Genomic DNA, 17,972 nt, shown 5'->3' with positions numbered 1-17,972 from the left:
CGAGTTCGCGGTTGGGCAGGACGATCTTCTCGCGATCTTCGGGCCCGATAGCGACGCGCGGCAGGCCGGGCGTGTCGCCGCAATGCGGGGCCGTCCACTCCTCGTCGCACCCACCGCGCTACCCCTTCGCCCTGTCGTCCGCCCGTCCGCGCGCCGCCCGGCGAGCCCGCCCGCGACCGGTTTCGGGCGCCGCAGGCGCTGCCCCCTTTCCGTTGCCGCGATGCGGGTCTAGGGAAACCGCGACTCACGAAACCGGGCAAAGGGCTGCACATGAACACCGTCATCATCCGCGAGGACGACCTCATCGAAACCGTCGCCGACGCGCTCCAGTACATCAGCTATTTTCACCCGATGGACTATATCCGCGCCCTGGGCGCTGCCTATGAGCGCGAGGTTTCGCCCGCTGCGAAAGACGCGATGGCACAGATCCTCTCGAACAGCCGCATGTGCGCCGAGGGGCACCGCCCGATCTGCCAGGACACGGGCATCGTCACCGTGTTCGTCAAATGGGGCATGGACTGCCGCCTCGACAGCCCCCGCAGCCTGCAGCAGGTCGTCGACGAAGGGGTTCGCCGTGCCTATCTCCACCCCGACAACAAGCTGCGCGCCTCGATCCTCGCCGACCCGGCGTTCAGCCGCGTCAATACCAAGGACAACACGCCGTCGGTACTGAATGTCGAAATGGTCCCCGGCGACAAGGTGCATATCGACGTCGCGGCGAAGGGCGGCGGCAGCGAGAACAAGTCGAAGTTCAAGATGATGAACCCGTCGGATTCGATCGTCGACTGGGTGCTCGAAATGGTGCCCCAGATGGGCGCCGGCTGGTGCCCCCCCGGCATGCTCGGCATCGGCATCGGCGGCACTGCCGAAAAGGCGATGCTGCTGGCCAAACAGTCGCTGATGGACCCGATCGACATGACCGAATTGCTCGCGCGCGGGCCGAGCAATCCGACCGAGGAACTGCGCATCGAGCTGTATGAAAAGGTCAATGCGCTCGGCATCGGCGCGCAGGGGCTTGGCGGCCTCGCGACCGTGCTCGACATCAAGATCAAGGATTGGCCGACCCACGCCGCGTCTAAGCCGGTCGCCATGATCCCCAATTGCGCCGCGACCCGCCACGCGCATGTCACGCTTGATGGCAGCGGCCCCGCCTATCTCGAAAAGCCGGTGCTCGCCGACTATCCGCAGATCGACTGGGCTCCCGACAGCGCGGCGAAACGCGTCGACCTTGACACGCTGACGCCCGAAGTCGTTGCCAGCTGGAAACAGGGCGACCGCATCCTTCTCAATGGCAAGATGCTCACCGGCCGCGATGCCGCGCACAAGCGCATCGCCGACATGCTCGCCAAGGGCGAAGAGCTGCCCGTCGAATTCAAAGGCCGCGTCATCTATTATGTCGGCCCGGTCGATCCGGTGGGCGAAGAAATCGTCGGCCCCGCCGGCCCCACCACCGCGACGCGCATGGACAAGTTCATGGACATGATGCTCGATCAGGGGCTGCTCGCCTGCGTCGGCAAGGCCGAACGCGGCCCCGCCGCGACGCAGGCGATCGCCAAGCACAAGAGCGCCTATCTGATGGCGGTCGGGGGCGCAGCCTATCTCGTGGCGCGCGCGATCAAGGGCAGCAAGGTCGTCGGCTTCGCCGACCTCGGCATGGAGGCGATCTACGAATTCGAGGTCAAGGACTTCCCCGTCACCGTCGCGGTCGACAGCGAAGGCCAGAATGTCCACGTCAACGCGCCGAAAATCTGGCAAAAGCGGATCAAGGACGAAGGGCTGCTCGAGAAAGCCTAACCATCAAAGGCTGCTCTTTCGTTCCCGTCACCCCGGCAAAGATCGGGGCCTCGCCGGTGCATCCTTGCCATCCCCTCCAATTTGAAGAACACTCCCGCACGGCATACACAGCAAAGGGGACGCGTGATGGATTTCCGGGAGCTTGACCGATTGGACCGCCGCGCATTGCTGCGCGGTACAGCGATGCTGGGCGCGGGTGCGATGATGATGCGGCCGCTGCCGACGCTCGCCGCAAATGGTCCGATGGCGGCGATCCGCAAGGCGGCCGAGGCCGGCAAGGAGGCGTCGGTCAAGCGGCTGCGCGACTGGATCGCCCTGCCCTCGATCGCGGCGGAAAATCGCAACATGGCCGAAGGTGCGGCCTATATGGCCGAACTTGCGAGGGACGCGGGCTTTTCAAATGTCGAGATCATTCCGACCGACGGCCAGCCTGGGGTGTTCGGCACCATCGATGTCGGCGCGCCGCGCACCCTTGGCATCTATTTCATGTACGATGTGAAACAGTTCGACCCTGCCGAATGGTCGTCGCCGCCGCTCGAAGGCAAGATGGTCGACAAGCCGGGCTTTGGTCTGTCGATCGTCGGGCGCGGCGCGGTGAACCAGAAGGGGCCCGAGGCGACCTTCCTCGCGGCGCTTCACGCGATCCGCGCTGCCAAGGCGAAATTGCCCGTCAACATCGTCCTGATCTGCGAGGGCGAGGAGGAGATCGGATCGCCACATTTCCGCCAGGTCGCAACCAAACCGAACGTGCTCGCCGCGCTCAAGAAATGCGACGGCATTTTCATCCCCTTCGCCTCGCAGGACAAGACCGGCGCAGTCGATGTCAATCTGGGGTCGAAGGGCATCATCGAACTTGAACTGATCGCCAGCGGTGAAAAATGGGGCCGGGGCCCCAAGGGCGACGTTCATTCCAGCCTGAAGGCGATGCTCGATTCGCCGGCGTGGCGGTTGGTGCAGGCGCTCCAGACGCTCGTCACGCCCGACGGCAACACGCCGGCGATCGAGGGCTGGTTCGAAAATGTCCGTCCGCTTACCGAGCGCGAAAAGATGCTGATCCGCGAAGCCGCAAAGGGCGCTGACGAGGCGGCCGAAAAGCAGGCGCTCGGCGTCAATGTCTGGATCGACAACCTCAAATATGACGATGCGCTGATCCGGCTCGCGCAGGAACCGACGGTCAATATCGAAGGGTTGGTCGCGGGCTACACCGGTCCCGGCGGCAAGACGATCCTGCCCGGCCGCGCGGTCGCGAAGCTCGACCTCCGCCTCGTCCCCAACCAGACGCGCGCCGAGGCCGAAAAGAAGCTGCGCGCCCACCTCGACAAGCATGGCTTCACCGATGTCGAGATGAACGTGTCGGGCGGCTATGATCCGACCGAAGTCGCCGAGGACAGCCGCCTCGTCCGTACCGAGCTTGCCACCTACAAGGCGCTGGGCGTCAAGGCGAACATCAACGCGCGTCTGGCGGGAAGCTGGCCGGGCGCGACCTTCACCGCGCCGCCCGTGTCGATCCCCGCCGCCCATTTCGGCATCGGTCACGGGTCGGGCGCGCACGCGCCGAACGAATATTATCTGATCGATTCGACCAATCCCAAGGTCGCGGGCATGGTCGATGCGACGATGGGCTTCGCCGAATTTCTCTACACCCTCGCGGCGATCAAGTGATCGGCGATCTCAACGGGGTCGCCCACGTCATCCTGACCGCCGGCGATTTCGCGCGTTCGACGGCTTTCTGGCGCGACCTCATCGGCTATCTCGAGCTCAAGGTCGTGCTCGACAGCGACGCGATGCTGTACGGCGTCGGCGGCCGCACCGCGATCGGCATCCGGACCGGCAGCCCGGAAAATGCGGGCAAACGCTTCGATCAGGGCGCGCCGGGGCTGCATCATGCCTGTTTCCGGATGCGCGATCGGGACGCCGTCGACCGCCTCTATGTCTTTTTGAAGGATCGCAGCGACATCGTCTTCGTCCACGGCCCGCAGGAGGAGCCGTGGGCGCCGGGCTATTATTCGATCCTCTTTGAAGACCCCGACGGCATCCGCATCGAATTCAACCACGTCCCCGGCGTCGGCCTGCTCGAAGCGGGCCGCGAGATCGGCGGCGCCGAAATCTTCGATTAAAAGCCGTAGACGAGCGTGAAGCGGGTCAGCGTATCGACCGTCTTGACCCCCGCCGGCGGATGGGTGTCGATGTCGGCCGAATAGGAAACCCGCGCCGAAAGCGCACCCGAAAGCTTGGCATTGAGCGCGGTCAGCGAACTGGTCGTGGTCGTGCGATCGCCGACGATCGTCGAGGCGACCTGCGTCAGCCGCAGATTCGGCGACATCTGCCATCCAAAATCGAGCCCCGCGAGCCCGGTCAACTCACTTTCGTGGCCACCGGTCACCAATTCGGTCTGCCGCCATGCCGGGCCGGCCTTCAGATTGAGCGTCATCTTCTTGCCGTCGATCAGCTTGTAGCCAAGCCCCCCCGACGCGCTCCAACGCGCATCAAACCCCTGCATCCGGTCGCGCTCCCACCGGCCCAGGCCAAAGCCAAAGGCACGGTCGCCCATGCGGATTTGCGGTTCATATTCGGCAAGATATTTCTCGATCGTCGTCTTGCCATTGGTGCGCTGATAGTCGGCCTGAACGCGGAAGCGCTGATCCCAGTCCAGCCCCTTGCGCGCCAGCGCGATGCCGGCGCTGAGCCCGGTCGATTTCGAATTGCCCGAGCTGTGCGAGGCACCGATCTGCCCCTCGCCCTTCCAATGCTGCCAGAATTTCGCGCTCGCCAGCCGCGCCCGCGCCGCATCGGCCGCCGCCTGCTTCTCGGCCGCGCGCTTGGCGCGATAGTCGACCAGCAGCGCATCGATGTCGGCGACCTGCGCGGGGCTGGTCTTCTTGGCAAGCGCGCCCACCGCTTCTACATCGTCGTCCTTCTTGCTCGCCATGGCGGCGGCCAGCATCTGGAGGACCGGATCACGCTCGGGCTCCCGCTTGGTTCGCGCACGCCAGGCCGAGAGGATCGCGTCGATTTCATCGAGCGATCGCGGATTGGTCGCCTTGGCGAGCGCCACCACGGTTTCCACATCCTTGCGCTCGCCGCTGTCGATCGCGGCGCCAATCATCGCGCGCACCGGATCGGGCAAGGGCAAGGGCCGCACCTCCATCGCCGCCGTGACCGCCGGCACCGTTGCGGCGGGCAGCGCGGGGCCGGCAACGGCGGCATGCGCCGGCGGCGCGCCGACAGCGGTCAGGAGAATGGCAACCGGCAGCGGCGCGAACTGTCTCATCGAACGGGATCCTTCTTATGGGGATGCCCCGGGTATTTGTCTCCGGGACCGGTTTTCCGATCGGGCGTAGAGCCGTGCCGCCGCTCTTAACCGCAAAGCCGCTGGCATTTCCACCCATTAGGCCCCATTTGATGCGCATGTGGATCGCGATCATCGCCATTTTCTGCGCCGGGGTGGGCAATTTCGCAATGCACCGCGCCTTCATGGAAAGCGACGATCCACTGGTGCAGCAGATGGTTCGGCCGCTCGCCGACAAGGTGGGACCGCACATCACTTATGTGTTCGAATTCCTTCTCCTCGTCGGGGCCATGGCGATCGCGACGCGCAACTGGTTCACCGCGATGCTGCTTTATGGCCTCTACACCATCTTCAACGCGATGGCGTTCAGCTGGGTGATGAATCGCCCGCGGTAAGCGGCTGATGAATGCCATCATCTTGGCAGCGCAGCACCCCGCGCGCGACTGTTCCCTTTACTTGCCCATCCACCTTCCTATGTCGGTTTGATGGTCAGCCCCGCGCCCTCGCTTCCCAAATCCTTTGCGCAGCTTTCGCCGGCCGAGGCCGCCGAATTGCTCGCGGCGCGCAAACTGCCGCCGGTCGAAAGCTGGCATCCGGCGCGTACGGGCGACAGCGCGATGGAAATCCGCGCCGATGGCAGCTGGTATCATGAAGGCGGCCGGATCAACCGCCCGGCGATGGTGAAGCTTTTTTCGACCATCCTGCGCCGCGAACCCGATGGCGGCCATGTCCTCGTCACCCCGGCCGAAAAACTGGCGATTGCCGTCGAGGATACCGCCTTCCGCGCCGTCGAGATGAAAAGCGAGGGCGACGGCGCGGCGCGCACGCTGCTGTTCCGTCTCGACACCGACGATCTGGTCATGGCGGGCGCCGATCATCCGCTGTCCTTCGGACACGACCCCGACCGGCCCGACCCGCGGCTCCATGTGCGCGGCGCGATCGGCAACGGGCTGGAGGCGCGCATCGACCGCGCGCTCTATTACGAGATTGTCGAGATGGCGCTGGCCGAAGGCGGCGATCCGCCTGCAATCTGGTCGAACGGCGCCTGCTTTCCGCTGGTGGGCCGCTGATGCTCTCGGCAAAGCTGCGCGATGCGCTCGACAATCTGCTTCCCGATCATGGCGAAGATGAGGGCTATCTGCTCCATCGCGGCGATTCGCTGCGCGACGCAGCAGTGCTGATCGCCTTCACCGACCGGCCCGACCCCGGCGTCATCCTGACCCAGCGGCCGCAATGGCTGCGCAGCCATGCGGGACAGGTCGCCTTTCCGGGCGGCAAGATCGATCCCGGCGATACGGATGCGGTCGATGCGGCGCTGCGCGAAGCCGAAGAGGAAATCGGCCTGCACCGCCGCGATGTCGCGGTCGCCGGGACGACCGACGCCTATCGTTCGGGCAGCGGCTATCACATCACCCCGGTCCTCGGCGTCATCCCGCCCGACCTGCCGCTCGATCCCAATCCCGACGAGGTCGAGGACTGGTTCGAAGTGCCGCTCGACATCCTGTTCGATCCCGCCAATTACGAACGCCAGCAGGCGCATTGGCAAGGGCAGGTGCGCCGCTATTATGACATGCATTGGCAGGGACGGCGGATCTGGGGCGTGACGGCGGATATCATCATCAATCTGGCGCGGCGGCTGCCGCCCGGCTGGCATCGCTGAGATGGGGGTAACGATGCTGCCCGATGCCGCGTGGCGCGGCCGCGCCGGGTTGCGCCGGATCGTCGCCGCGCTCGGCGCCGAGGCGGTGAAGATCGTCGGCGGGGCGGTGCGCGATACGCTGCTTGGCCTGCCCGTGACCGACATCGACCTTGCGACCCCGCTGTTGCCGCAAGAGGTGACGCGGCGGCTCGAGGCGGCCGATATCAAGGTCATTCCGACCGGCATCGCGCACGGCACGGTGACCGCGATCGCGAGCGGCGATCATCACGAGATCACGACGCTGCGCCGCGATGTCGAAACCGACGGCCGCCGCGCCACGATCGCTTTCGCCGACGACTGGCGCGAGGATGCGGCGCGGCGCGACTTCACGATCAACGCGCTCTACGCCGATCCGCTGACCGGCGCGGTCGATGACTGGTTCGGCGGGCTGGCCGATCTGCAGGCCGGCTGCGTCCGCTTCATCGGCGATGCAGCAACCCGGATCGCCGAGGATCATCTGCGCATCCTGCGCTTCTATCGCTTTGCGGCGCGTTTCGGGGACGGCGACCTCGAACCCGTCAGCCACGCCGCGGTGACCGCCGCGCGCCAGTCGCTCAAGAGTCTGTCGCGCGAGCGCATCGCCGACGAGTTGACCAAGATATTGTCGCTTCCCGATCCGCGCGCAATCGTCGGCCAGATGGCAGCCGACGGCATCTTCACGGTGATCCTGCCCGAACTCGATCCGGGGTTTGCGACCGCGCTCGACCGCTTGCTCGCCAATGAAAGCGCGGCGGCGGCTGCACCCGCGTCGCTGCGGCGGCTCGCCGCGCTGTTGCCCGCCGACGCCGGCATCGCCGATCAGGTCGCGAGCCGGCTGCGCCTGTCGACGCGGCAACGCAAGCATCTGTCGGCGATCAGCGCGTATCGCCACGACGCGCGGCCGGTTCGTCAGCTTGCCCATGCCATCGGGATCGAGGCGGCGCGCGACGCGCGGCTGCTCGGTGGGAATGAGGGTGATGCAGCGGCTGCGGTCGCGGCGCTCGACGGCTGGACCGTGCCGCAGCTTCCGGTGCGCGGCGGCGACATCGTTGCACGCGGCATCGCGGCGGGGCCGGAGGTTGCGCGCATCCTGCAAGGCGTCGAGGCGCAGTGGGTGGCGGAGGATTATCCGGACGCCGCGCGCGTCGCGGAGCTGGTCGATCAGATGATCGGGCGGAGCAGCGACTGACGCCAATAGGCGATCGCCGCGCGGGCATCCATCGGCCGCGCGAACAGAAAGCCCTGACCGAAATCGCAGCCGAGCGCCGAAAGCAGGCGCGCCTGGTCGGCGGTTTCCACACCCTCGGCCGTGGTACGCATGCCGAGCACTTCGGCAAGGCTCTGGATCGTGCGGACGATGGCCGCCTTGTCGCGGTCCTCGACCATATGGTCGACGAAGCTGCGATCGATCTTGAGGACGTCAAGCGGCAGGCGCTGGAGATAGGCGAGGTTCGAATAGCCGGTGCCGAAATCGTCCATCGCGACCCGGGCCTCGACCGCCTTGAGTTCGCTCAGCACCGACAGCGCCAGGTCGGGATCGCCGATGATCGCGCTTTCGGTGAGTTCGATCATCAGCCGGTCGCCGCCAATGCCGTGCCGCGCCAGCGCCTCGCGGACCACCGCCGCGACATCGTCGCGAACGAGCTGGATCGCAGAGACATTGACCGAGATATAGCAATTGACCGGGGCATCATTCTCGCGGTCCCACGCGGCGAGCGTTTCGGCCGCCTTGGCGATCGCCCATTGGCCGAGCGGGACGATCAGCCCCGAATCCTCTGCCACCGGGATGAATTCGGAGGGCGACACCGCGCGGCCGGCGCTGTTGTTCCAGCGCGCCAGCGCCTCGAAGCCCGCGACCTTGCCGGTCGACAGTTCGACGAGCGGCTGGAAGTCGAGGTGCAGCCGGTCTTCCTCGATCGCGTTGCGCAATTCGGTTTCGAGCCCGAAGCGATTGTCGGCGAGCAGCGCCGCCTCGGGTTCGTAGATCTCGATGCGGTCGGTCTGCTTCGCCCGCTTGAGCGCGATCTGCGCGTGGCGGATCTGATCGGCGACATCGGTGTCGGGCGCGGATTGAATGGCGCACCCCAGCGCGCAATCGACGCTGACCTTCAGCTCGCCGATGCGGAAGGGGTGGTCAAAGCAGCCACGGATGCGGCGCGCCATTTCGCGGACGTCGGCCTTGCCGCCAGCGATACGCGTCGAGATGGCGAATTCGTCGCCGCCGGTGCGCGCCAATATGTCGCCGCTGCGCAGGCTCGATTTCAGGCGCCGCGCCACGGTGATGATCAGCTCGTCGCCGGCGAGCGGACCAATATGTTCGTTGATGCGGCTGAACCGCGCGAGATCGAGCAGCAGGATGGCGTGATCGCCCGCTTCCTGCTCGGCACTGCGCTGTTCGACCAGCTCCTCGAACCCGGCGCGGTTGGGGAGGCCCGTCAGGCTGTCGGAAACAAGTTCGCGGCGCAGATTGCGCTCGGTCATCATTTCCTGCGTCCGGTCGATCAGGGTCAGCAGGAACAGCGAATCGTCGCCGCTCTCGTCCGACAGCGGACCGATCGATCCGCGCAGGTCGCGCGCCGCCGGGCCTTCGCCCAGGCGGCAGGAAAATTCGTGGACGCCGCCAATATGCTGCGCGGCCTTTTCGATCGCGCGGCGCAGTTCGATCGGCGCCTCGACACCCGCCGGGGACAGGTCGAGCCGGTCGAAGGCGGCGTTGCTGGCGTGCAGGCGAAAATTGCCGCGTGCCAGCGGCCGCACAAGCGCGGCGGGGACCGGTAAGGCGTCGATCCAGCCGACAAACAAGGATGGCCGGTCTTCACCGGTTCTATCTATTGGCATAATAAAGGGTTTGATGCGACCTTTCCCCATTGGTCGATGCCTAAGTGACCGGAGGTAAAGAAGCTATTTACGGCAACGTAAATTGCGATCAGTCGAAGCGATTGTTACGCGGGAAGCCGGTTGGCGGCATCCGCCCCGACGCACTGCGCGCGACGCGCCACGGCCCGAGGTCGGTTTCGGTGCGCACGCGCCCCGTCTCGCCGCCCATCGTCCAGCTCAGCCCTTCGGCAAAGACGAAGCTCGTCGCGTCGGACAGGCCGCCATCGCGATATTTCTGCAGCATCACGCCCTGACCGCGCGCCATCACCGGCACTTCGGCAATCGGGAAGACAACAAGTTTGCGGTTCTCGCCGATCACCGCGACGCTGTCATGGTTTGCCGCGATCGTGCGGACGACCGACAAGTGCGCCCTGGGCTTCAGATTGACGACATTGCGGCCCTTGCGCGTCTCGGCGATCACATCGGCCATCTGCGCTACGAAGCCGTGCCCGCTCGTCGAAGCGAGCAGCAGCCGGCCGTCGGCGCTCGCGGGGATCAGCGCGACGATGCGGGCGTCGGGGTCGATGTCGACCATCAGGCGCAGCGGCTCGCCGAAGCCGCGGCCCCCGGGCAGCTTGTCGGCGCCTACGGTATAGAAGCGCCCGTCGCTCGCGGCGACGAGCAGCTTGTCGGTCGTCTGGGCATGCACCGCAAAGGCGAGTTCGTCGCCTTCCTTGAACTTGAACTCGCCCCATTGGTCCGCCGCGACATGGCCGCGCTGAGCGCGAATCCACCCGCGCTTCGACAGGATCACCGTCACCGGTTCCTTCTCGATCATCGCGTCGAGCGGAATGTCGCGCACCGGCGCGGCTTCGGCGATCGCGGTGCGCCGCGCGCCGAGCGGCGTGTCGAGGCCATAGACGGCCTTCAGCTTTTCCAGATCCTTGCGCAGCCGCGTCTTCTGGCGGTCCTTGCTGGCGACGAGCTTCGTCAGCTCTTCGCGCTCGGCGATCAGGTCGGCCTGCTCGCGCTTCAGCTCCATTTCCTCAAGCTTGCGCAAGCTGCGCAGGCGCATGTTGAGGATCGCCTCGGCCTGCCGGTCGGTCAGCTCGAATTCGGCCATCATCACCGCCTTCGGCTCGTCCTCGGTGCGGATGATCTCGATCACCCGGTCGAGGTTCAGGAAGGCGATGAGGTAGCCGCCGACCAGTTCCAGCCGATCGTCGATCTTGCCGATGCGATGCTCCGCGCGGCGAACGAGGACGATGATCTGATGCTGCAGCCATTCGGTGAGCAATTGGTGCAGCCCCATCACCTTGGGCGTGCGCGTCGCATCGAGGACGTTGAGGTTGAGCGCGAAGCGGCTTTCGAGCTCGGTCAGCCGGTAGAGGCTTTCCTTCAGGATGTCGGGATCAACATTGCGGCTCTTGGGCACCAGCACGATGCGGATATCCTCGGCGCTTTCGTCGCGGACATCTTCGAGGATCGGCAGCTTCTTGTCGGCGATAAGCTGCGCGATCGTTTCGATCAGCTTGCCCTTGGAAACGCCATAGGGAATCTCGCTGATGACGAGCTGCCATGTGCCGCCCGCCTGCTTCTCGATCCCCGTCTCCTCCCACGCGCCGTCCTGCTTGCCGGTCGAAAAGCGCGCGCGGACGCGAAAACTGCCGCGTCCGGTTTCATAGGCGTGGGCAATCGTCTCTGCGCTGTCGACGATGACGCCGCCGGTCGGGAAATCGGGGCCGCGCACGTGCGTCAGCAACTCGGCAAGCTCGGCCCTGGGATTATCGAGCAGGACGAGCGCGGCGTCGATCACCTCGGCGGCGTTGTGCGGCGGAATGTTGGTCGCCATGCCCACTGCAATGCCGCTCGCGCCATTGGCAAGCAGGTTGGGGAACAAGCCGGGCATGATCTCCGGCTCTTCGTCTTCGCCGTTATAGGTCGGACGGAAATCGACCGTGCCTTCGTCGAGCCCCTGCATCAGGTCGATCGCGACGCGCGTCAGCCGCGCCTCGGTATAACGATAGGCGGCGGCGTTATCGCCGTCGATGTTGCCGAAATTGCCCTGCCCGTCGACCAGCGGATAGCGCAGCGAAAAATCCTGCGCGAGGCGGACCATCGCATCATAGACCGCAGTGTCGCCGTGCGGGTGAAATTTACCGATGACGTCGCCGACGACGCGCGCCGACTTCTTGTAGCCCTGCGACGGGTCGAGCCGCATCGCGCGCATCGCCCACAAGAGGCGGCGATGCACGGGTTTCAGCCCGTCGCGCAGGTCGGGCAGCGACCGCGCCGTGATCGTCGACAGCGCATATACCAGATAGCGCTCCGACAGCGCGCTGCCGAAGGGGGTGTCGATGTTGCCGGGTTCAGGAGGCGTAAGGTCGTCGGTGGTGCTGGCCATTGTCGCGGCGCGATAGCAATCCTAGCGCATCAACGCAAAGGCCTTGGGAGGATCGCGTAGGGACAGGGCCCTAAGGCTTGTCGGCATAGGCCTTGACCAGATCGTACATGAAGTCGCGGCCGACATAGACCGCCTTCACTTCGACCCTTTCGTTGAGGCCATGGACGCCGTTGCCATCGGGGTCGCCCCAGATGCCGGGAATGCCATAGGTCGGGATGCCCACCGCGCCGAGGAAGGTCGCATCGGTGTAGCCGTTCGCCATCGACGGGATGACCTTCAGCCCCGGCCAATAGCGCGCGACGAGCTTTTCCATCGGGCCGATCACCTTGGGGTCGAGCGGCGGTGCCGGCGGCGCGGGGCGCTTGGGCGGAAGCTGCGTCACGGTAACGCCGGGGTCGCCGATCACCTTTTCCAGCTCGGCCTTGATCTCCTCGATCGGATGACCGGGGAAGATGCGGCAGTTGATATTGGCGCCCGCCCGCTGCGGCAGCGCATTGGGGGCGTGACCGCCGTCGAGCAGGGTCGCGACGCAGGTCGTGCGGATATTGCCGTGGAGGAACCGATCCTTGTTGACGATCGCCTCTGCCGCCTTGTCGGCGGGATCGGCGGCGAGCGCGGCCATCGCCTTGCCCGTTTCGTCGCCGCGCGCGGCGCCCGCTTCGCTGAAGAAGCGCCGTGTCGTATCGGTCATTTCGACCGGAAATTCATATTCGTCGATCCGCGTCAGCGCCCGCGCGAGCTGATAGATCGCATTGTCGCGCACCGGCACCGAGCTGTGGCCGCCCGCGTTGCGGGTTTCGAGGCGGAAGTTGGCGAAGGTCTTTTCGCCGACCTGCACCGACTGGCCGATCACATGGCCCTTGCCGTCGCTGTCGCCGCCGCCGCCTTCATTGAGCGCAAATTCGGCGTCGATCAGATCGCGCTTGTTCGCCGCCAGCCATTCGGCGCCGTTGAAGGCGCCATTGGTTTCCTCGCCGCAGGTCAGTGCCAGCTTGACGGTGCGCTTCGGCTTGTACCCTTCCGTGCGGAAGCGGATCAGCATGTCGGTCCAGATCGCCGCCTGCGCCTTGTCGTCGAGCGTTCCGCGGCCATAGAAATAGCCGTTTTCCTCGACCATCTTGAACGGGTCGCGTTCCCAGTCCGCACGTTTCGCCTCGACGACGTCGATATGCGCGATGAGCAGGATCGGCTTGGCGGTCTTCGACGTGCCGGGATAGACGGCGACAAGGCCGCCCTCCTTCGGATGATCGGGGTCCGCGAACAGCGTCAATTGTTCGTCACCGAGGCCCGCTGTCTTGAGGCGCGCCGCCATGCGTTCGGCGGCGAGCGTGCAGCTTCCCGCCGACAGCGTGGTGTCGGTTTCGACCAGTTCCTTGTAAAGATCGCGAAAGGCGAGCTGGTCCGCGCGCGGCGCCGTCTGCTGCGCGGTGGCGGGCGCGGCGACGAGCAGCGCCGACGACAGCAAGGCGGACAAGATTTTCATTGGTTGGCCTCCCCTGAACAGGCCGCGAAAGGAGCAGAAAGCGCCGCGCGCTGCAAGCCGCTTGCGCGCGGCGCCGCTTTCGCGCAAGTCGCGCTGAGGATGGGGAGAGAGACGTGACGCCGATCGAAGACGATCAGCCTGGGCCGGTCGCGCGCGCGGTGCGCCGCCTGCTATTGCTGCTGTACCGGCTGCGCGGCTGGACCGCGGTGGGCGAGGTGCCCGAACCGCGCCGCTTCATCATCATCGCGGCGCCGCACACCAGCAACTGGGATTTCGTCAACTATCTCGGCCTGACCGCCGACCTAGGCGTGCGCGCCCATTTCATGGGCAAGCTGTCGCTGTTCAAATGGCCGCTCGGCGGCTTCATGCGCCAGATGGGCGGGATTGCGGTCGATCGCCGGAACAGCAGCAATGTCGTACGGCAGATGGTGCAGGAATTTGCGCGGCGGCGCGAGTTCATGCTGACCGTCGCGCCCGAAGGGACGCGGGGCAAGGCGAAAAAGTGGCGCACCGGCTTTTACCAGATTGCGCTCGCCGCGAAGGTGCCGATGGTCGTCGGCCTGATGGATTATGGCACCAAGACCGGCGGCCTGGGGCCGCTGATCTGGCCGACGGGCGATTTCCGCGCCGACATGATGAAGGTGTTCGACGTCTATAAAAGCTGTATTCCCAAAATACCCGAGCGCGCCGTCCGGTCGATCGACGATATCGTCGGCCGCGACGAGGAAGCGCAGGACACCGAGGCAGAGGGCGAGGAGGCACGGGGCCGATGACCGACATAGTGACGCTTCTGGCGATCAATTTCGCGGCGCTGATCGCGGCGATCCTTGTCCTCTGGGGTATCGCGGTGGCGATCCGCGACGTCTCGTTCATCGATGCCTTCTGGGCCTTCGGCATGGTGCTGCTGGCACTCGCAAGCGCGGCCCAGGTCGGTATCGAAGGCGTTCACGCGGCGGCGATCCTCGCGCTCACGGCGCTGTGGGGGCTGCGCCTCTCGATCCATCTTTTCGTGCGCTGGCGCGCGCATGGCGAAGACCCACGCTACACACGGATCATGGCGCGCACGATGGAACGCCGCGGCTGGAGCTGGGCGCAGACGGCGCTCCTCACCGTCTTTCTGACGCAGGCGCCGCTCCTGTTCCTCACCTGCCTGCCCGCGCAGATCGGCATATGGGCCAGCGTGGCCGATCCGGTGCCGGCGCTTGGCCTTGTCGGCTGGGCGGGCGTCGCCGCCGCGCTCACCGGTATCGCGTTCGAAAGCATCGGCGACGCGCAGCTCAATGCCTTTCGCAAGAATCCGGCGAACAAGGGCAAGGTGCTCGACACCGGCCTGTGGCGGTATACGCGGCACCCCAATTATTTCGGCGATGCGCTGACCTGGTGGGGCATCTGGCTGATCGCCGCCGACATCGGGCTGTGGGCGGCCGCGGCGAGCGTCATCGGTCCCGTCTTCCTGACCTTCACCCTGACGCGCTGGTCGGGCAAGGCGCTCCTCGAAAAGGGACTGCACAAGACGCGCCCCGGCTATGCCGACTATGTCCAGCGCACTTCGGGCTTTTTCCCTTGGCCGCCAAAGACCAGGGGCTAGGCGGCGAAGCGGCTGCCGCCGATGCCGGCGCGCTGGGCGATGCGCCGCGCATTCGCGCGATCCTGACCGCCGCGGCGCGCGACGGACGCAGCGTCAGCTATTCCGAAATACTCGGCGACCTGGGCTTCCGGTTCACGCGGCCCAAGATGCGCGCGCTGTGCAAGACGCTGGGCGAGGTCGACCGGCTGTGCGCGCTCGACGGCGAACCAGATCTCGCCGTGCTTGTGGTGCGCGAGAGCGACCGGCTGCCCGGTCAAGGCTGGTGGGTCGGCGGCACTGCGCTGTTGCTCGGCTACGACGGCCCGTGGGAAGGCGCCGCCGCGGCGCGTTTCATCCGCGAACAGCAACAGATTGCGTTCGATTATTGGGCGTCGCGATAGGCCGGAAAATATCGCGGCGCGCAGCAAAGGCAGAGGCATATTGAGCGACGCCATCGCGACCTAGCCAAAAGCCGCCCTTCGCCCTAAAGAGCGCCGATGCATTTCCTCGATCAGGCAAAGATTTTCGTGAAGTCCGGCGACGGCGGCCCCGGCGCCGTTTCGTTTCGCCGTGAGAAATATGTCGAATATGGCGGCCCCGACGGCGGCAACGGCGGCAAGGGCGGCGACATTGTTTTCGAGGCGGTGAGCGGGCTCAACACGCTGATCGACTTTCGCTATACCCAGCATTTCAAGGCCCGCCGCGGCACCCCCGGCGCCGGCCGCGATCGCACCGGCGCGGGCGGCGACGATCTGGTGATCCAGGTGCCGATCGGCACGCAGATCCTGGCCGACGACGAAGATCGCAGCTTGCTCGCCGATCTGACCAAGGAGGGCGAGCGCATCGTCTTTCTGCGCGGCGGCGACGGCGGGCGCGGCAATGCGAGCTACAAAAGCTCGACCAATCGCGCGCCGCGTCAGCACGGCCCCGGCTGGCCGGGCGAGGAGATGTGGGTGTGGCTGCGCTTGAAGCTGCTCGCCGACGCCGGGCTCGTCGGGCTGCCCAATGCGGGCAAGTCGACCTTCATCAACGCCGTCTCCAACGCGCAGGCCAAGGTCGGCGCCTATGCCTTTACGACGACGCGGCCGCAACTCGGCGTCGTCAGCCACAAGGGGCGCGAATTCGTCATCGCCGATATTCCCGGCCTGATCGAAGGCGCCGCCGATGGCGCGGGGATCGGCGACCGCTTTCTGGGGCATATCGAACGCTGCCGCGTGCTGCTGCATCTGGTCGATGCCAATGATGCCGATGTCGCGACCAGCTATCACATCGTGCGCGACGAACTCGACGCCTATGGCGCGGGGTTGACCGACAAACCGGTCGTCGTCGCGCTCAACAAGGTCGATACGCTCGACGAGGAATTGATCGCCGCGCTCAAGGCCGAGCTCGAAGAAGCAAGCGGCTATCCGGTCATGGCGCTGTCGGGCGCCAGCGGCGAAGGTGTCGGTGCGGTGCTCGACAAATTGCTCGAAGCCATCGGCCCGGTCGCCCCCGCGGCCGACCATCGCGACGACGCCGACGACGAAGGCGCTTGGTCGCCGCTTTGACGTCGCGGCGGCCGGCGCGGAACGAAACGCGTCCGCGGGGCATTTGATCGCGGAACAACAAGGAGTTCCTCATGCCTCCCCACGCGTCCCGCGCCCTGCACGCGCCTCTCTCGCTCTGCCTGGCCGCGGCCACGGCGCTCACCGCCGTCCCGGCCGCCGCGCAGGACGAAGGCGAAACGACCGGCAAGCGCACCCGCGTCTTCGCCGGGCCGCAATTCTGGCCCGAAACGCCCGGATCGAAAAAGCTCGTCCTCGGGCCCTTCGTCGACCTCTCGCGCGCCAAGCCCGGCGAGGACTTCGCCTTCGAGGCCCCGGACCAGAGCTTTGGCTTCGACCTTGTCGACGACAAGAAATTCGACTTCGGCCCGACCGCCAACATAATCCGCAAGCGCAAGCCCGAAGCCGTCGGCGGCAACCTGCCCAAGGTCGGACTGACCGTCGAAGCGGGCGCCTTCGCCCAAGCCTGGGTGACGCCGGCGCTGCGCGTGCGGGTCGAAGCGCGCAAGGGCCTCGGCGGTCATGGCGGCTGGGTCGGCGATGTCGGGGCCGATTATGTCGCGCGCCAGGGCGACGACTGGCTGTTTTCGATCGGTCCGCGCGTCTCGCTCGGTGACAGCAAATATAGCCGCGCCTATTTCGGCGTCGCTCCTACCGATGTCGCCGCCTCGGGCCTGCCCGCTTATGATCCCAAGGGCGGCGTGCAATCGGTCGGCGTCACAGCGGGCTATATGCGCCAGTTGACGCGAAATTGGGGCGTCGCGGCCTTTGCGCGCTACGACCGCCTCGTCGGCGATGCCGCCGACTCGCCCGTCACCCGCGCCTTCGGTTCGCGTAACCAGCCAGCATTCGGGATCGCGCTGAGCTACACCTTCGGCGGCAAGCGCTAGGCCGCGCGGACAAATTCCAACGCCGCAGGGACTGCAGCTAACCGCCAGTTCGTTCGGAAAGCTACCTTTCCGGAAACGACCGTTTGCGGCCGTTCGCTTAAACCCTTCGAATTAGACGAACGAAAATTGGCAACGCGAGTGCGGCGGCGAACATAGAGCTTTGAATTAGACCGAGAAGGAGTTGCCATTCGATAGGCACATCTCGCGCATGAGTGCCGACGTCTGCGCTAAAAATCCATAATGTGACGCTGATATCGACGGCATAGAGAACTATGAAGGCGGCCACGAAATTTGGTAACGTCACGGCCTGACGATATGTGACCGTCGCAGCGATCAACCACAAAGCGCCAAAGATAATCGCGCTGATTTGGCCGGGCACTGAGACCCCATACAAGAAAGGCACCCAATGCCATTGTAAGGTCAAGGCATAGAGCATGACAGCAGGAAATTTGTTTCGGGCCATGCGGTTCTTACTAGTGGCTCAGGGTTTACAGAAAGATGTCCGC

17 protein-coding genes are annotated in these 17,972 nt (G+C 65.7%); 12 read left to right on the top strand and 5 right to left on the bottom strand.

All coding sequences use genetic code 11. The features are described from left to right. Window positions 1–270: 270 nt before the first annotated feature. From ACT17R_RS15710 to ACT17R_RS15700, 3 genes are all read left to right on the top strand, one after another. On the top strand, window positions 271–1,794 hold the full coding sequence (locus ACT17R_RS15710; protein WP_062901017.1) for a fumarate hydratase: 1,524 nt from the start codon (window positions 271–273) through the stop codon (window positions 1,792–1,794). A gap of 126 nt (window positions 1,795–1,920) precedes the next feature. After that, window positions 1,921–3,456, top strand: a complete 1,536-nt coding sequence (locus ACT17R_RS15705; RefSeq protein WP_444809795.1) for a M20/M25/M40 family metallo-hydrolase — start codon at window positions 1,921–1,923, stop codon at window positions 3,454–3,456. Next, on the top strand, window positions 3,453–3,911 hold the full coding sequence (locus ACT17R_RS15700; RefSeq protein ID WP_444809794.1) for a VOC family protein: 459 nt from the start codon (window positions 3,453–3,455) through the stop codon (window positions 3,909–3,911). Before ACT17R_RS15705 ends, ACT17R_RS15700 begins: the two co-directional genes overlap by 4 nt. Here the strand turns inward: ACT17R_RS15700 and ACT17R_RS15695 are convergent. Next, a complete protein-coding gene (locus ACT17R_RS15695) occupies window positions 3,908–5,065 on the bottom strand; it encodes a DUF481 domain-containing protein (protein WP_444809793.1) in 1,158 nt (385 codons plus the stop codon). The two genes, ACT17R_RS15700 and ACT17R_RS15695, sit on opposite strands and share 4 nt — an antisense overlap. Before the next feature lie 131 nt (window positions 5,066–5,196). On the opposite strand from ACT17R_RS15695, the gene ACT17R_RS15690 reads away from it, so the two are divergent. The 4 genes from ACT17R_RS15690 (at window position 5,197) to ACT17R_RS15675 (ending at window position 7,950) form a co-directional block, all read left to right on the top strand. Further along, window positions 5,197–5,478, top strand: a complete 282-nt coding sequence (locus tag ACT17R_RS15690) for a hypothetical protein (RefSeq protein WP_003042843.1) — start codon at window positions 5,197–5,199, stop codon at window positions 5,476–5,478. A gap of 90 nt (window positions 5,479–5,568) precedes the next feature. Continuing rightward, on the top strand, window positions 5,569–6,153 hold the full coding sequence (locus tag ACT17R_RS15685; RefSeq protein ID WP_444809792.1) for a DUF1285 domain-containing protein: 585 nt from the start codon (window positions 5,569–5,571) through the stop codon (window positions 6,151–6,153). Continuing rightward, complete coding sequence (locus tag ACT17R_RS15680) at window positions 6,153–6,743, top strand: CoA pyrophosphatase (RefSeq protein ID WP_186401155.1); 591 nt, start codon at window positions 6,153–6,155, stop codon at window positions 6,741–6,743. The genes ACT17R_RS15685 and ACT17R_RS15680 overlap by 1 nt, the downstream gene beginning before the upstream one ends. Window positions 6,744–6,756: 13 nt before the next feature. Next, on the top strand, window positions 6,757–7,950 hold the full coding sequence (locus ACT17R_RS15675; RefSeq protein WP_444809791.1) for a CCA tRNA nucleotidyltransferase: 1,194 nt from the start codon (window positions 6,757–6,759) through the stop codon (window positions 7,948–7,950). Here the strand turns inward: ACT17R_RS15675 and ACT17R_RS15670 are convergent. The 3 genes from ACT17R_RS15670 to ACT17R_RS15660 form a co-directional block, all read right to left on the bottom strand. Beyond that, on the bottom strand, window positions 7,923–9,563 hold the full coding sequence (locus ACT17R_RS15670) for a putative bifunctional diguanylate cyclase/phosphodiesterase (protein WP_062901023.1): 1,641 nt from the start codon (window positions 9,561–9,563) through the stop codon (window positions 7,923–7,925). The genes ACT17R_RS15675 and ACT17R_RS15670 overlap by 28 nt on opposite strands. Window positions 9,564–9,687: 124 nt before the next feature. After that, window positions 9,688–11,982 (bottom strand): DNA topoisomerase IV subunit A, encoded by a 2,295-nt coding sequence (gene parC / locus ACT17R_RS15665; protein WP_444809790.1) that lies wholly within the window; start codon window positions 11,980–11,982, stop codon window positions 9,688–9,690. Window positions 11,983–12,052: 70 nt separating this feature from the next. Beyond that, complete coding sequence (locus ACT17R_RS15660) at window positions 12,053–13,465, bottom strand: M20/M25/M40 family metallo-hydrolase (protein WP_062901025.1); 1,413 nt, start codon at window positions 13,463–13,465, stop codon at window positions 12,053–12,055. 113 nt (window positions 13,466–13,578) lie between these two features. On the opposite strand from ACT17R_RS15660, the gene ACT17R_RS15655 reads away from it, so the two are divergent. The 5 genes from ACT17R_RS15655 to ACT17R_RS15635 all read left to right on the top strand — a co-directional run bounded on the left by ACT17R_RS15655 (window position 13,579) and on the right by ACT17R_RS15635 (window position 17,466). Then, window positions 13,579–14,238: a lysophospholipid acyltransferase family protein gene (locus ACT17R_RS15655; protein ID WP_234181101.1), complete on the top strand. Its 660-nt coding sequence runs from the start codon at window positions 13,579–13,581 to the stop codon at window positions 14,236–14,238. Next, on the top strand, window positions 14,235–15,053 hold the full coding sequence (locus ACT17R_RS15650) for a DUF1295 domain-containing protein (RefSeq protein ID WP_444809789.1): 819 nt from the start codon (window positions 14,235–14,237) through the stop codon (window positions 15,051–15,053). The genes ACT17R_RS15655 and ACT17R_RS15650 overlap by 4 nt, the downstream gene beginning before the upstream one ends. Beyond that, window positions 15,029–15,433, top strand: coding sequence for a hypothetical protein (locus ACT17R_RS15645; RefSeq protein WP_058811189.1), 405 nt, complete (start codon window positions 15,029–15,031; stop codon window positions 15,431–15,433). The genes ACT17R_RS15650 and ACT17R_RS15645 overlap by 25 nt, the downstream gene beginning before the upstream one ends. A 96-nt stretch (window positions 15,434–15,529) precedes the next feature. Further along, window positions 15,530–16,579 (top strand): GTPase ObgE, encoded by a 1,050-nt coding sequence (gene obgE, locus ACT17R_RS15640; protein WP_003042868.1) that lies wholly within the window; start codon window positions 15,530–15,532, stop codon window positions 16,577–16,579. A 71-nt stretch (window positions 16,580–16,650) separates the two neighbouring features. Further along, a complete protein-coding gene (locus ACT17R_RS15635; RefSeq protein WP_444809788.1) occupies window positions 16,651–17,466 on the top strand; it encodes a MipA/OmpV family protein in 816 nt (271 codons plus the stop codon). A 97-nt stretch (window positions 17,467–17,563) separates the two neighbouring features. Here the strand turns inward: ACT17R_RS15635 and ACT17R_RS15630 are convergent, their stop codons facing one another. Beyond that, window positions 17,564–17,929: a hypothetical protein gene (locus ACT17R_RS15630; protein ID WP_202988397.1), complete on the bottom strand. Its 366-nt coding sequence runs from the start codon at window positions 17,927–17,929 to the stop codon at window positions 17,564–17,566. Window positions 17,930–17,972: the final 43 nt, after the last annotated feature.

Source organism: Sphingopyxis sp. Q841, assembly GCF_052384365.1.
Taxonomy (GTDB): domain Bacteria; phylum Pseudomonadota; class Alphaproteobacteria; order Sphingomonadales; family Sphingomonadaceae; genus Sphingopyxis; species Sphingopyxis terrae_A.
Note: the sequence above shows the minus strand (reverse complement) of the source record. Positions and strands in the feature narration are given on the sequence as shown.